This is a genomic window from Peribacillus frigoritolerans, from assembly GCF_030676415.1.
GTDB classification, from domain to species: domain Bacteria; phylum Bacillota; class Bacilli; order Bacillales; family DSM-1321; genus Peribacillus; species Peribacillus frigoritolerans_A.
Genome location: NZ_JAUUTW010000026.1, coordinates 31,438 through 46,314 on the forward strand (window position 1 = coordinate 31,438; position 14,877 = coordinate 46,314).

Annotated in this window: 9 protein-coding genes; 5 read left to right on the forward strand and 4 right to left on the reverse strand. The window is 38.8% G+C overall.

Features of this window, described 5'->3' with window-relative positions; all coding sequences use genetic code 11:
• Positions 1–291: 291 nt before the first annotated feature.
• Positions 292–1,545, forward strand: a complete 1,254-nt coding sequence (locus Q8G36_RS20945; protein ID WP_305161517.1) for an IS110 family transposase — start codon at positions 292–294, stop codon at positions 1,543–1,545.
• A 207-nt stretch (positions 1,546–1,752) separates the two neighbouring features.
• Here the strand turns inward: Q8G36_RS20945 and Q8G36_RS20950 are convergent, their stop codons facing one another.
• The 4 genes from Q8G36_RS20950 to Q8G36_RS20965 all read right to left on the reverse strand — a co-directional run bounded on the left by Q8G36_RS20950 (position 1,753) and on the right by Q8G36_RS20965 (position 7,286).
• Complete coding sequence (locus Q8G36_RS20950; RefSeq protein WP_305161518.1) at positions 1,753–2,436, reverse strand: MerR family transcriptional regulator; 684 nt, start codon at positions 2,434–2,436, stop codon at positions 1,753–1,755.
• A 1,260-nt stretch (positions 2,437–3,696) separates the two neighbouring features.
• Positions 3,697–4,116, reverse strand: a complete 420-nt coding sequence (locus Q8G36_RS20955) for a hypothetical protein (protein WP_305161519.1) — start codon at positions 4,114–4,116, stop codon at positions 3,697–3,699.
• A gap of 9 nt (positions 4,117–4,125) precedes the next feature.
• Positions 4,126–5,268, reverse strand: a complete 1,143-nt coding sequence (locus Q8G36_RS20960) for a ParM/StbA family protein (protein WP_305161520.1) — start codon at positions 5,266–5,268, stop codon at positions 4,126–4,128.
• Between the two features lie 161 nt (positions 5,269–5,429).
• Positions 5,430–7,286, reverse strand: a complete 1,857-nt coding sequence (locus Q8G36_RS20965) for a helix-turn-helix domain-containing protein (RefSeq protein WP_305161521.1) — start codon at positions 7,284–7,286, stop codon at positions 5,430–5,432.
• Positions 7,287–8,326: 1,040 nt separating this feature from the next.
• On the opposite strand from Q8G36_RS20965, the gene Q8G36_RS20970 reads away from it, so the two are divergent.
• The 4 genes from Q8G36_RS20970 to Q8G36_RS20985 all read left to right on the forward strand — a co-directional run bounded on the left by Q8G36_RS20970 (position 8,327) and on the right by Q8G36_RS20985 (position 14,876).
• Positions 8,327–9,877, forward strand: a complete 1,551-nt coding sequence (locus Q8G36_RS20970) for a primase C-terminal domain-containing protein (protein ID WP_305161522.1) — start codon at positions 8,327–8,329, stop codon at positions 9,875–9,877.
• Positions 9,878–11,061: 1,184 nt separating this feature from the next.
• Positions 11,062–11,856, forward strand: coding sequence for a hypothetical protein (locus Q8G36_RS20975; RefSeq protein ID WP_305161523.1), 795 nt, complete (start codon positions 11,062–11,064; stop codon positions 11,854–11,856).
• Positions 11,825–13,810: a type IV secretion system DNA-binding domain-containing protein gene (locus Q8G36_RS20980; protein WP_305161562.1), complete on the forward strand. Its 1,986-nt coding sequence runs from the start codon at positions 11,825–11,827 to the stop codon at positions 13,808–13,810. Before Q8G36_RS20975 ends, Q8G36_RS20980 begins: the two co-directional genes overlap by 32 nt.
• A complete protein-coding gene (locus Q8G36_RS20985; RefSeq protein WP_305161524.1) occupies positions 13,797–14,876 on the forward strand; it encodes a conjugal transfer protein in 1,080 nt (359 codons plus the stop codon). Before Q8G36_RS20980 ends, Q8G36_RS20985 begins: the two co-directional genes overlap by 14 nt.
• Position 14,877: the final 1 nt, after the last annotated feature.

A 14,877-nucleotide genomic window follows, 5' to 3' on the forward strand; every position in this document is an offset into this window, starting at 1 on the left:
GCAAGCAAAATATTGCGCTATCCTGCCCCGTTAGCCATCCATGAAGCGCAAAAATCAGCGCTTCACCACAGAGAATGAAAATGGTTCAGAACCGTCAATACTGATTCTACGGCTGGGAGAGGAAGGTCGATGAACTATGGTGCGTTAGAGCCCATCCGTTAGTCTGACTCCAACGACCAAGGTGCACCACTGACTGTCGCTCCCTTTCGGGAAGCACACATGGTAGATTAATCCTATTCTGGTTTTTGCACCAGCTCCAATTATATTGAGAGCCGTAGAAGGATGTTTTCAATGGAAGTAGTCATTGAAAGAGCGTGTGGTATGGATGTCCATAAGGACAATATTACTGCATGTATTATGACACCAGAAGGAAAGGAGATTCAAACGTTTTCAACAAAAACTGTTTTTTTAATACAGTTAGTGGATTGGATTAAACAGAATAACTGTACTCATGTTGCCATGGAGAGTACCAGTGTATATTGGAAACCTATTGTTAATTTATTAGAAGCTGAAGAGATTGAGTTTTTAGTTGTGAATGCTCAACATATGAAAGTAGTGCCGGGGCGTAAAACAGATGTTAAAGATGCAGAATGGATAGCCAAACTTCTTCGTCATGGACTCCTAAAAGCTAGTTACATTCCAGATCGAAATCAACGGGAACTACGTGAACTAGTTTGGTACCGTAGAAGTATCATTGAAGAACGTGCTAGACAACATAATCGCATCCAAAAAGTGTTAGAGGGCGCAAATATTAAGCTAGGTTCTGTCGTTTCAGACATAATGGGTGTTTCGGCTCGAGACATGCTTAACGCAATTGCCGAAGGTGAAGAAGATCCTGAAAAACTAGCAAACTTTGCTCGACGCACAATGAAAAAGAAGAAAGATGAACTAGAACTCGCCCTTAAAGGTTATATCAATTCGCATCAACGCCTCATGTTAAAAACCATTTTAAAGCATATTGATTTCTTAACAGAGCAAATCGAGATGCTCGACCAAGAGGTCGAGGAAAGAGTAAGCTCCTATCAAGAAGATGTGGAACGATTAGACTCTATTCCTGGTATAGCTACCAGAATGGCTGAGCAAATTTTATCTGAAATTGGGTCTGATATTAATAAACAGTTTCTAAGTGCAGCTCATATGTGTTCTTGGGCAGGACTAGTTCCTGGGCATAACGAAAGTGCGGGAAAAAGAAAATCGGCTAAAACAAAAAAAGGAAACAAGTATTTAAGATCAGCATTAACAGAAGCAGCTCATTCCGTAAGAGGATCTAAAAACTATCTCGGAGCACTGTATAGGCGTACAGCATCACGAAAAGGTAAGAAACGAGCAGGAATAGTAGTCGCTCATGCCATGTTACGTATCTCCTATTATCTCTTAACTCGAAAAGAAATGTATGTAGACTTAGGCGAAGACTACTTTGATAAGCAGAGACAACAATCAATTTTTCGGCATTCACTAAGAAGACTTGAAAGTTTAGGATCACAGTTACATTACAAGAACCTGAAGCATCTTAATCCAGTCCACTTACCTACAATAAATCAGTAAATTAGGCGCTCTCCCCTTTTTTAAAAAACAATGAGCTGCGTCTTCTTAAGTATTGCCTTTTCCCCTAAATTCCAGAAGTCTATTTTCATGGTAGTTGAACAAGAAAAGCGTCACTTCCTTCTAGAAGTAACGCCACCCTTTAGTTTTTAGAAATTATAAATTTTTTATAATACCCCCATATTAATTAGGGTCTAGACTTTTCATTTTCTACTTTTCCAGTTCCATTTCTTTTTTCAAGCGATCCACAAAACGCTCATTGATATAAGTACGGACAAACTGATCCTTTTTCTCCAAATCGATGTCTTTTCTAAAAAAACCCACTCTCTTAAGGCGTTGATCCTCAGGCAAGTTGGACCATGCCTGGTTCGCCTCCTCTTCCAGAGAACTTTCAATCTTTCTCTGGATCACCATCGCTTGAAAGCTTTGGTTCTTTCTTTCTTCTATAGATGGTGGTTTGGGCAAGCCGTTTAGTAACTGTTCATATTGGCTTTTCAACTCTTCGACCTTTGCGGTAGCCATTTCTTCAAAAGTTTTCTTTACTTCATCTGTTATCTGTTTTTTCAAAGTCTCCATATTGTCTACATATGGAGCGGGTTTCTCTTTTTTTACAGGGAATGGTCTTAACTCAAAAAAGTTTGAGAGATCATTTGAAATCGCTGATAAAGCCCACTTCTCTTCCCTTCTCTTCTTTATAAACATTGCAATTTTTAAATCTAATTCATCGTACACCTTTTCATTGGTTTCTAGAGTACGATTTATATAATGGAGGCGTTCTTTCTCTAACCGTTTAAACCAACCGTCCACTGTATTAATATGTATATTTTGATTGTTCAGATGAGTTTTTAACGTTTCTACAAAATCGCTAATTTTCCAAAAGGTTTCTTCTGACATTTTTGAACCTCCTAAATTTATTTTTTTGTCTTATTTATTAAAAGTCTCTAAATAATGAACTATATGTAGAACACAAAGCACAATTGGTCTACATATATAACGGTTTTACTGGTAGTAAAAGAAAGAATAATAAGATGCTCTTTTTATGTAGACTATTTATGGATTATAGAGTATATATCCTTTTTCTAATTAAGTAAGAAAATGACCGTTGATCGTAGACTCGAAAAATCTTGCCTAGAAATTGGAATTTAGTATTGAAATGTAGCCTCTGGATTATAGTCTATATGTAGTATACAAAACACAAATGGTCTACATCAGTAACTGTTACAATTTAAGTAGCAGTTAAATAATAGAATGGAAAAGGGTAATATAATTATCTAGCTGTAGTTCCAGATTCATGTAGGCTATATATGGTAATGCTTTATAGACCATTTATGGATTATAGAGTTTATGTGCCCTCTAAGTTTCTTTTCTTAAGTTAGCAACAAGGAATATATGGTGTAGATGTTACCTCTATATTATGGTCTATATGTTGAATACAAAGCATAAATGGCCTACATCAGTAATTGTTATATTTGCAGTAACAGTTAAATGGTAAAAAGAATATGATTAAAAAAACAGTCTAGTTATGGATCTGGGTTTATGTAGGCTATATATAGTAATAGTTTATAGACCATTTATAGATTATAGAGTATATGTGCTCTATAATTTTCTTTTCTTAAGTAAGATAAGATGCATTGTTTTAAAACTTGAAAACTACCTATCTAGATTTAGTAAATATATGGAGTAGATGTAGCCTCTAAATTATAGCCTATATGTAGAATATAAAACACAAATGGTCCACATGATTAATAATATTATACAAGACTAGTAACGAATAACAAAATAAAAAAGAATTATAAGATGGCCAACTTTGATTTATTATTTTTTATTTGAACTTATTTAAGGAGAAAGTTATAGCCAGTTATGGAGCAGGGGTAGATTGTTCCTTTAAATCACCATCTGTAGCTTAAATCTTTTAAAATTTATAGACTATATATAGCTTACAGAACACAAATGGTCTATATAAAGAGATTCGTTTGGTACAATTTGGGGGGAGGGGTAACATTCTAACCATTTGAGTAACAAATAAATGTAGAATACAAGTTGTTTGTGCTCTATATAGCTTTCTATATGTATTTGACTTTCAATAAGCAATGTCCTTTCTCTTATTTTGACTGATTTTGTCTATAACAGGAAAAACCCCACCAAAGGATGGGGTTAGTCGTCGTCGTCAAAATCTAAGAATGTTTTTTGTGCAAATTTTTGAATGGCTGCATTTGCTTTAAATGCGGTTTTTTCTTCTTGCTTAATTTCAAGAGTCTGATTAAATTCAAAGGCTTTAGTAGGCTTGGTCACTACCTGATAAAGAAGTTGACCAATCAATGCCCTTGTATTAGGGTGGTTCATCCATTCCTTTTGTTCAGCTGTCAAACCTTCGGGCAGACTAATGGTGATTTGATCACTATCTGTATTTCCCAAGGCTTTTTGCGAAACCGCCTTAACAAAGATCGGAGCTATTTCACTACTGAATTTCCTGCCTAATTCCTTTTTCCTGCTTATTAAATACTCACTGACATGTAAAGGGGTGTCAGAGGGTAAGCGAAAAGAGATGGTTTTTCCAGGCTCAAATTGTTCCATGGATTTATATCACTCTTTTGTAGCTGCCACGTTTTGTGTAGATATCCCTTTACTTTGTAAATACATAAGCAAAATTTTAAAATAGGCTCGTGTAATCATCCATACGCTGTCATCTTCCGAAACGAAACGGAGAGGGTAGTTTTTGTCGGCTTGATTCAGTGCATTCAAGTAAGGTTTTAACACCAAGGATCCGCCCCCAATTTGATATGCCAGTCTAATGTCCGGAACATTCCGCCACATATCTTTGATCAATTTATATTCTTCTTTGGCTAAAACGGATAATTCTTCATCAATGATATCTTTTATGGAGACTCTATTCCCATTAACCCAGATATGATATTGTTCATCAGGCTGTTCATTTGTGATTATTTCTACGAGTGTGCGTCTACTTTTAATGGTGTATTTGTATTTGGAATACACTTTCTTGATAATATTATCCAAATAGGTGGATACACCTCTTTTTATTCCATTGCTGTATTCATTATCCACTTCAGCTTCATCGGTTATGATGGCTGAGTCCGTTGATAAGCCCCCAATATCGTTGATGAGGATTGTTTTTCCTATGAGTTCTTCGTTTTTGGTAGAACCGTCATTATTTGTTGTCAAATCCACAAATGCTGCGAATCCTTCCGTATTCACAAGGATTTGCTCGAATTTAATTCGAACAATTTTACCTTCTAGGGAAGGGGTTTTTAAGAATTTCACTTCATGTTGGGAGTTTTTCAATTTTTTTCGGAAGTCTTTGGCTTTTCCTTGTTTAGTTTCATCCAGGGGCAATCCTGTTGATAAGTAATAAGTGGCTTCAATTACACCATCTTCTTCAGGAAATTGTTCCACGGCATCATAAGCAAGGGTTGTCAATAGCATGATGACAGGCTGGTCACTCTCGGATTTATCTTGATCTGGCGTTAATTCGTCATTATTTGGGTACTTGGATGCTAACTTTCCGACTGCAAAACTTCCGTTTTTATTTTTTAAGGCGGATGAAGTAATCTCCACATGTAATCCATTCAATATGTTTTTTTCCATCTCCACAATTTCCCGGTCTTGCACTTCTGCAATGACGTTCGGTATGTATACACGATTTTCAATACTTCCTAAGAATCCTTTCACCGCATCATTACCAACATCAACTGATACAAATCTAGCCATTTTTAATAGATTCCTCCTTGGTTTCATTTATTTTCATTGAAATCTAATTTAATTGTATGCCTTTTGTATGCAACTGTCAAACTTGAATGCAAAATGCATGCAAGTGAGAATTCTCCGTTCCGATGTAGGGAGTAAACAAAAAGACAAAACTCTAACGATCATCAATTAGAGTTTTGTCTTTTGGATTTTTCTTTTATCCAATTGAGCATTTTTTCATCGTTCTTGTTGTTTTGACGCTTATTTTCCTTTCTTAGGTATCGCGAAAGGGTAGAGTGGGAAATGCCAATTTCCTCTGCCGTCTGTCGGATACTCATATTTTGGGAGTCCATCATCTCTCTCATCGTCTCAGGAGAAAGCGCCAATTCCTTTTCCGGTCCAAAATGAAATGCCTGCTGCTCTGTTTTCGGAAGGCTACTGGTGATCACGGATGTCACTTTGGATGGAACCTCAATGGAGTCTTCTATTTCAAGTGTAGGAGCCAATTCATTTAGTGAAAAGTCCTGGGAGAAAAAAAGGTCTTCTGAAACCGAATTTTCGTGACTTATCTGATTCATCCGTTCAATAATTTCCTCACTCACCAAGCGGTTTGAATCTATCATCATTTTTTTTTGGTTCTCTTTAACGACAATGTCTGTTGGTAGAATAAGCACATTCAACTTGGTCCAATACCCTTGGAACCATCCTTTTTTTCCAACTTGTTCCTCATCAATCTCCTCGGTGTAGCTCCAGCTACTGATCACGCTGTCCTTTTGCAATTCATCCAAAACGTTTTCAAACTTATCCCTTTTTTGCACCCCGTTATATCGACTGGATATGTCCATTGTTTTCAACAGGGTAGAGACCTTAAACGGTTGATGCAAGGACCTTCTAATGGTCCTGATTTTCCATTGTAGATTTAGGTAGCGGGTCAATCGCTTATGTTCGCGCTGTGTGTAGTGGCTATACTGAAACACTTTTAAATCCAACAAGCCCAGTGTGCGATTGGGTCCATCTAAGTAAGGGGTAAGAACAGGGGATGGCTTTACCTGTACGGCATATATCCCTTTTGCTTCGCCAGTCTTTTTATCATAAGCAACACGGATTTTTCCGATTTCGAACATTCTCTGGAAATCCTTGAATTCATAAAGTTCATTGTCCTGGATATCCTGGGTGTTGATCACCTTTACCTGTTGATTGCCCAGAGAGATCCAGATGCTTGAAAGTGCAGCAACCCGTTTCATGATATTGAAGCGATCTTCCTCACGGAAGTCCAGTTCCCGTCCTTGTGCTGTCCGTTTCTTCAGGTTTCTAAGCTGTAAGGCATCATTGCTATGAAATTCAATATACCCGTCAACGGACTTGGGCGAGACCATCCATAAATATGTAATTAAGTCAAAGAGGTCGGCGGTCATTTCATCCAATGAATTTATAGTAGATTCTATCAGTTCAAGCCACATTTCCTGTTGATCGGAGGCTAGCTCTGCTTTCTGTGATTCTGGGGGCCTTATTTCAGCTAATCCTCTAACGTGTCCACGATTGTCTATAATCTCGGTTGCCAAGAGACCAGCCTCTCCTTTTTTAAAGTCCTTTTTCTTTGTCACGATGTCTCTCATTAAATGATAATCAATATCCATGCTTGAATAGATATAGTGGCGGCTCAAGGCCTCGCTTATTTTCTCTTCATTAGCACTGCGTTTTATCTCATCCATCGGGAATTCGTGTATGAAATGGCCGGCCAATATGACCTTGATTGTATCCTGATAACTGTCCACGGCCTTTTTTATCATTTCTTTTGTTATAAGTTTTTCGAAGTATAACGTTTGAGTGAACAAGGAAAATAAGGCCCGAAAGCTTGGTCCCATAGAAAAGCCCGGAACCTGATTTTTTACCTCTTCCTCCGTCATACGATAGGCTTCCTGTTTCCATTTATCCAAAATATAAGGACGATCTTCAAACAAAATCTTGGTTTCTTCGAAAATAGAAATTTTCAGGAACTCATAGTTCAAAATCATACGATCGTGTATATCCTGATACCTCAACAACAACCCCATCCTCTCTATTGCAGGGAATCCTTGGGTGGAATCATCTAAAATGCACCACTTTTTTATCATTATAACAAGAGTGGACCACATTTCGTAGAGTAAATGCACCATTTACTACACAGGTTTCGAAATAATGGTGCATATGCACCAGTTCCAGAATTCCCAACACACCTCTATTAATAAGGAATTCTCACTAGCTGAACACTTTAAAGAAAAAGGAGGAATAGTCAGCCTCTTCACTATTAGCACTATTTAGTTTTTCAAATGAACTCCAGTATTCAAAGAAATGCACCATTATTCTAGCTGTGAGCGGAACTTGTGTACCATTTTATAGATAAAATGCACCACGTATACCCTATATGTGGAACATTTTTTAGTGATCATGGATTCTTAGAAAAATTTCAATTTGAAATCCTTTTGGGGAAATTGAGTAAAATATGCACCGATACACTGAATTTGAGCGGAACCTGTGTACTATTTTATGAAAAAAATGCACCAAACTTATCTTTTCGGAGACGAAGTGAGCGGAACCTGTGTAGGAGGGCAAACGTTGGCGAAACAACCATTCAGCACTGATTTATTTTTCTCAACCATAAAATTGTACTCACATTTTGATGGAAAATTGAAAAGTTGAGCGGAATCTGTATACCAAAAGTGCACCACAAGCCCAAAAAGGTGAGCGGAACCTGTTTGGCATCATTTTTGGTTCAACGTTAACAAAGCTTATTATGACAGGCTTTTTCAGGAACCCATTCAATTCCACACATGTGCACAAATGGTCCATTATTGGCCTTTTTGGTGCAAAAAGCGAGCGGAACCTGCATAATAAAAAAATTTGATATTTTTTTCAATCCCTTGGGGCTCTAAGCCTGAGGGTCCTTTTTATTTTTGGTGCATTTCCCTTAGAGAGCACCCTTTTTCAAAAGTCGAGTTCGATATACTTTATTCAACAAAAAGTTCCATGTAAGAAGTGGAAATCGGTTCAATTTTTTTAACTTAGCTGTTTGTATTTAAGTATTGGAAGGAAGGTGCGAATCATGGGAACTCCATTGGCAGAAAATCATAAAAGAGGCCTTCATTCAATCGTTGACATCATACAATTTATGACCCATGATGGCTTGCTTCTATACAAAAAAAAGGGTACACGCCAACCTATAAAAAAAGTGGTGGCATACGAGAAGACCATGAACGAAACCAAGAATCGTAAAGGCGTGGTCTTTGTATCGCCGTCCAAGGAAGAACTTGTGGAGGGAAAAGGCTTCGTCGTGACCTCTTACGAAACGCTTCAGGAAAAGTATCAAAACCTCTCACACTGGACACCCAATACCTACCGAGGTGGTACATACTATGATTTCAAAAACCGCATCATCAAGGGGCATCAGCGTGAAAACCTTAAACAAATCCATGTCATTGGACTTGATATAGATTCGAAGGAAGTGGATCTATACGCCCTTTATCTTGGATGTGAGGAATTGGGATTGCCAAGACCAAATCTCCTGCTGGAAACGCCAAGGGGATTCCAGGTCTTTTTTGTCCTGGAAACTCCCTTCCACATAAACAAAAAACACGATTACAAGGCTTTAAGAGTGGCCGAGCGTCTGTCAGAAAATATTCGAAAAGCGCTTAAGAAATATGTCCCGGTCGATACCGGATGTATCCCTTTCGGCTTCTACCGCATCCCAAGAGAAGACAATGTACTGGATTTCTATGACCAGCCTGCCAATACTAGCCTATTGCTTACCTGGTCCAAACAGTATGAAGAGCAGGAGAATAGGAACTTCCTGCGTGTAGTCTACAACAAGAATGCAACAGTAATCGATCAGACCTCTTCCGACTGGTATCGTGCGCTTATTCGAGCTACATACATCGAGGAGGGGCATTACGGCTCCAGCCGTAATAATGCGCTCATGACACTTGCACTTGCCAATTTTGCGAGTGGTAAGACAATCGAAGAAGCTTATGATGAACTTGATCAATTCAACAGTAACCTGGTACAACCACTTAACAAAAGAGAATTCGAACGTGTCCTGAAGAGTGCGTATTCAGGCAAATATAAAGGCGTAAAACGTTCATATGTGGAAGGCTTACTCGAGCTTTGGACAGATGGACAAGCTAAATTCAAGGGAAGGGAAGGGTGGTATAAATTCAAAAAGCCACGAGAAGAACGTGTACGTTCCCACTATAAGGAGTGGGAAGAGGATATCATAGGCTATTTGGAGACCCACACAAGCCCTGAAAGGCCATTTTTGGAGGCATCTTTGAATAACCTTGCTGAAATCTTTGGGATGCCCCTCTCCACGCTTAAAGAGGTCTGTAAGCAATCTAGTAAACTCAAAAAGTTTACGATAGGCCGTGGACGCGGGGCAGTTACCAAACTGGCCAGCCGTTCCATGCTATTCAAAAACTTGTTGCTATTACGTAGGAATCACATTCGCCAAGCCCAGCTGACTTTTGCCGAATTGCTGCCCGTTCCGAAACAATTTACTGCTGCCCTTCCATTACCCACATTGGAAGCCGAATTGTTGACTCATGAAGTGGACATAATATATAGTTCCGGAGCTTCTCCGCCGGATAAGATGACTTCTTGAAAATAATAAGCCAGTCTGCCAATACATATCTATAGTATCCTTCCTGTGGGGTCTTTAAGAATTACTGCTGCTCCTTATACTTAGTGTTTTTACGGGGGCTTGGGTGTTTAAGCTGATGATCATTCTTGTTTACTTAATTTTATTCAGGGAATATCCTGGTGTTTGCATGGTTAAAAGTGAATTTTGTGGGGATAGTAGTAGACGTCAGGTTAACTGTTAGTTATTTATTTTTATTCATTATTTAATATATATAGGGAATTTTAGTTTGTGGGTTTTTTGGATTTCAAAAGGTGATCTTAGATCTTCAGTAATCTTTAATTGCTTTCATTATGAAACTTAAACTCGGTATCTTTAGTCCTTATTGTGTTTTTGAGTAGGTGATTTTAGTATTAGATTTTAAGTCTGTGTAGGTGATAATACACAAGTTACCATCCAAAAATATGGTAATTTTTAATCAATTCTCTTTACAATCATTGCCAAACAAATGTACGTCTAGTAGACTAAAAATAAGTAAAAAAATAGCAAATAATATAGATTCATATACGTAAATGGAAGGGTAATGAATGTCTTTATTATTTGCGGTCTTAAATTGACGACCACCCCAATCACACAAGGGCTGAATACCCCCTGTTCATTTTCGGTTCCCGCAGAAGACCTCGCCTATACTACGTAAACATAGCCGAGGTCTTCTGCTACTCAAATAAAGGCGGAGGTATTCAAAGTGTGATTGGGGGTGGTCAGGTTAGATTTTAGATAATGGGGAGGAGTGATAGTTAGGTAGTTGAAGAGATAAGAATTAAGTTCAAGTGATTTAGTTCAAGGTTAAATATCAAGTTCAAAAATAAAAAAGTTCAAGATCTAGTTCAAGGTAAAGGGAATAAGAAAGTAGAGAAATGGTAGGAATGGGAGATTAATGTAGAGGGTTCAACAAGGGCAATATTATTTTAAAGGATTGTATAAACATACATTTTTAATCCATTCTTGTGGTTGTTGACTAAATAAGAGCTTAACAGTGTTAAGGATTTTTCTTAGATGTAGTGTTTTGGCTGGGCCTGAAAATACTTCAATCATTTATTTTATTAGTTGTGGTTTTACTTGCAGTTTTATTTATGAAAATAATAACTATTTTGGTAAACTTTGAGAGGGAGAGTGGTTCCTATATTTTCTAGAAGAGGATGATATTTTTGGTAATGCTAAAGTACACTTCGTTAAAAGAGAAAGATTTGGAGTATTTATCGTTTATTTTGAGGAATGGTATGGTGACGGCCAAACAAATCATGTTGAAATTCAGGGAGCCGAACATTCACCGTGTTTATCGCAGGCTACGAAAATTAGAAGGCCAAAAGTTTGTCAAGCATGAACGCATTGCACATAAAGTAGGGGTTTATCTTGGAACGATTGAGGCCAGGAAATTAACGAATGTCAATGTAACCGTTCCAAATAAGGCAACGATCTACACCATGCAGCATGATCTTCTTATTACCGACTTGATCCTTTTTTACGAACTACAATCGGAAAAGCAGGCCGTTGACTTTAAATATCGGACAGAGAGAGAAATTCGTTTTTCTATGATAGGAGAAGGAGATAATCGAAGTAAATTGAAGGCCTACAATGATAATCGAGACCGCATACCAGATGCCGTTTTCTTTTTTAAAGGAACTGATGGGAATGTGACTACCACTTGGGTTGAGCTGGAATTGAACAAGAAAGATCGTAAGCGTTATGATTACAAGTTTAAGATGTTTGATGACATGCTTTCCGGTGGACGACAGGACCATGAGCTTTACTCCTACGATCAGGTGATCTATTTTGCGAATGACGTAAAAATTCATAATGTGATCAATCAGGCCAAACAGCGGTTGATTAATGCCAGCAAGATTACTGTGCGTAATGTACCTTCTATCATTTTGGAAGAACGTTGGGAAGAGGTGTTGCCGGTTGGAACCGATGGAAAGCCAGCGAGAGCCGAAGCAGACTGAAACCGATCAGATCGTTGGCGATTTAGTGATTTATGGATTAATCGGCATAATTGGAGTCTTGTTTTTTCTTCCGGCCATGCTTGGAATGCTGATTTTTGCGATTCTTACCCTCTTTAAGCGGGATTGGATCTCCTACGTTATCCTTGCAGCCGGGGTCATAATTTTGTTTTGGCAATTTCAAACAGGGCGACTCCTCAGTTATTTTGGATTGATTTCAGACATGAACATTCCTTATATGTCAGATGTTTTGGAAAGATTCCTCAATCAGGGGGATACCATTGCCGTGACCAGTACTTCCTATCTTGTTTTACTCGTTTTAGCCTTTCTCTTCTCATTTGGATTTTTCATCTTCGCCAAATACTTTTGGAAAAAGCGAGTGACCACCAAATCTGGTGAGGTGAAGAAGCAAAAAGAAGAGCAGAAATATAAGGCTTTCCGCAAAAAACGAGTGAAGTTTTTGAATAAGAAGCAGAAACAGTATCGACATAAACCGTCCAAAGAAGTGTTTGTCGGGTACTCCGATTTTAAAGAGCGTGTAACGCTTCATTCAAAAGAGCTCAATTATCACATGCTAGCAACAGGAGGAACCGGTACTGGAAAGACTACGTTGATTGCCTCCCTAATGGAAGCGGCTTTGCAACAAGAAAAACCGGTAATTTTCATGGATGGGAAGGGCGAAAGAAAGTCGATGCTTGAATTTAAGGCCTTGTGCGAAGCCTATGGCAGGAAGGTGTATCTATTTTCCGAAATGGACGATTTCACGTACAATCCGATCAAGAATGGTACCCCAACTGAAACACGGGATAAGCTCATGTCGCTTTTTAGCTTTTCGAATGAAGGGGATGGGGCTTACTATACCGATATTGCTTCCCGTTATTTACAATTGGTGGTCAAGTTGATTGATGAGGCAGGGGTTCCAAGAGACATCAAGACGATTGCGAAATTAACCAATTATAAATACATGAGCGAATTTTTCAGGGAACATAGCAGCCAAGTGGAAATCGAGGAAGAGTTCGAGGTGGAAGTAGAGGAAGAAGTCATCGTCGAAAGGCAGTCGCCTTCTACAACGGACGACGATTTAAGTGGTTTTATAGCCAATGCAGAACCAAAGAAGGAAACAGTCAAAAAAATGGTGGTAGAAAAGCGGAAGCGATATGTTACAAAGCTGGAAGAGGGCATGCAGCGTATAAAAAAGGTGTTAGATGACGAATTTCCGGAAGAAGTTGTGGAGGGGTGCCTGACACGATTGAAAATGCAACTGGGTGAGCTCCTAGAATCCGATCTTGGTCATTTATTTGTGGAAAGAGAGAACGGTATTGATCTTCAAAAAATTACGGATCATAACGACGTCGTCATTTTCAGCATTTCCGGAAGCCGATATGCCGAATACATTAAAAAGATTGGAAAAATGATCATTTTGGATGTAAATAGTTTGGTAGCGTATAGACAAGCCCAAGGGCGTAAATCGATTTTTGGTGTGTATGATGAGTTTTCTGCCTATGGTGACCGCAGGATCGTTGATATCGTCAATAAATCACGTTCTGCTGGCTTTGAGTGCATTATCTCCACCCAAACGTTGTCTGATATTGATGCCATTGACCCGATCATGACGGAGCAAATCATTTCCAACTGCAATATTATCGCAACAGGCCGTGTCAATTCCTCCAAAGACGCCGAACGGATCGCCCAAGTTTTTGGTACGTATTCCGACCAGGAAATCACGCAGCAGATTGAAAAAAAATATCCCTGGATCCGTTATGAAGCAACCATGGGAACGGTTCGGGATGTAGAACGGTTCAAGGCGAATCCGAGCGAGATCAAGAATTTGCAAATCGGTGAAATTTTCATCAATCGTAAAATGGTAGAAGAAAATATGGGTGATACCTATTTCCGACGAGTCTATGTTCGAAACGCACTAGAATTAGGGGGGATTCCACCAAATGAAGCTTCTTGATACGCTCAAGCAAGGGGTGAAGAACCATGCAGACCGAGGGCGCAAGAAAGTGTTGAAAGATGAAAGGCGACTTAAGTCGTCGCGATTTAATGGGCGAATGGCCTTTAGTTTTGTATTTTGGATTGTACTTTTAGGAGTTATCTTTTTGACCTTTCTATCATGGTCTCGAACAGGTTTCCTAAACGAGAAGGTTAATGGATATCAAGATAAGGCTGCGGCGCAGATCGCGAGCCTAAATGAAGTGGGTTTCGCCAATTCACCAGCTGGTGAAGATTATTCCAGACAGTTTATTGATACTTATATCAACGTACCCGATAACGAAAAGCAGCGAGAAGAACGATCCAAGGCACTCCAAAGCTTTCTTGCAGAAGGGTTAGAAGTTGGACAGTTGGAAAACCTTTCGGAGTTTAAAGGGAAACGAGTTTTGAAGAGTGCTAGTTTATATGATGTGAAAGATATTTCGGAAGCAGCGGCCAGTTATGTGTATCGTATAGAATATGAACTTTTCAAGATCGTCGAGAAAAAAGAACAGGTGGAAGTGAAGAAGAAAAACAAAAATGGCAAAGTAGTGGTCGTGAAAGAAGAAAAGACCACTAGGAAAGATGAATCGCTAGGAAAGAAACAGCAAATGATTGTCGTTCGGCTTGGCACAGACGGGAATTTCTTTAACGTAATGGAACAGCCGTACTATCAAGCTCTTCCGAATGAGACTCGATTGACGGCCATTGCTGATAAAACCGACCAGGCAGACAAGAATACTGAGGTAGAGAGTGAACTTCAGCAGTTCGCGACACAATTTTTCACTTCTTATACGACTAATTCTACTGAGGAAATGTCGTATCTCATGGAAACCCCCGAGTCTCTTAAAGACCTATACGAGTATAAGGGCCTGGAAGGCTTCGTGATCTATGACGGGGAGAAAAAAGGGCAATACATCGTGAAGACGCTGGTCCTCTTACAAGAGACGAATACGGGGCTACAATCGAAGCACCCGTTTACCCTGGTTGTGAGCAAGCAAAATAATAAATTTTATGTTCATGAATTAAAACACACTAAAGGAGGATGAT

Bases quoted from the DNA above. Each gene is read 5' to 3' on its own strand.
- Q8G36_RS20985 (WP_305161524.1), top strand. From the start codon at position 13,797: ATGAAGCTTCTTGATACGCTCAAGCAAGGGGTGAAGAACCATGCAGAC.
- Q8G36_RS20945 (WP_305161517.1), top strand. From the start codon at position 292: ATGGAAGTAGTCATTGAAAGAGCGTGTGGTATGGATGTCCATAAGGAC.
- Q8G36_RS20980 (WP_305161562.1), top strand. From the start codon at position 11,825: ATGGAAAGCCAGCGAGAGCCGAAGCAGACTGAAACCGATCAGATCGTT.
- Q8G36_RS20955 (WP_305161519.1), bottom strand. From the start codon at position 4,116: ATGGAACAATTTGAGCCTGGAAAAACCATCTCTTTTCGCTTACCCTCT.
- Q8G36_RS20950 (WP_305161518.1), bottom strand. From the start codon at position 2,436: ATGTCAGAAGAAACCTTTTGGAAAATTAGCGATTTTGTAGAAACGTTA.
- Q8G36_RS20960 (WP_305161520.1), bottom strand. From the start codon at position 5,268: ATGGCTAGATTTGTATCAGTTGATGTTGGTAATGATGCGGTGAAAGGA.
- Q8G36_RS20970 (WP_305161522.1), top strand. From the start codon at position 8,327: ATGGGAACTCCATTGGCAGAAAATCATAAAAGAGGCCTTCATTCAATC.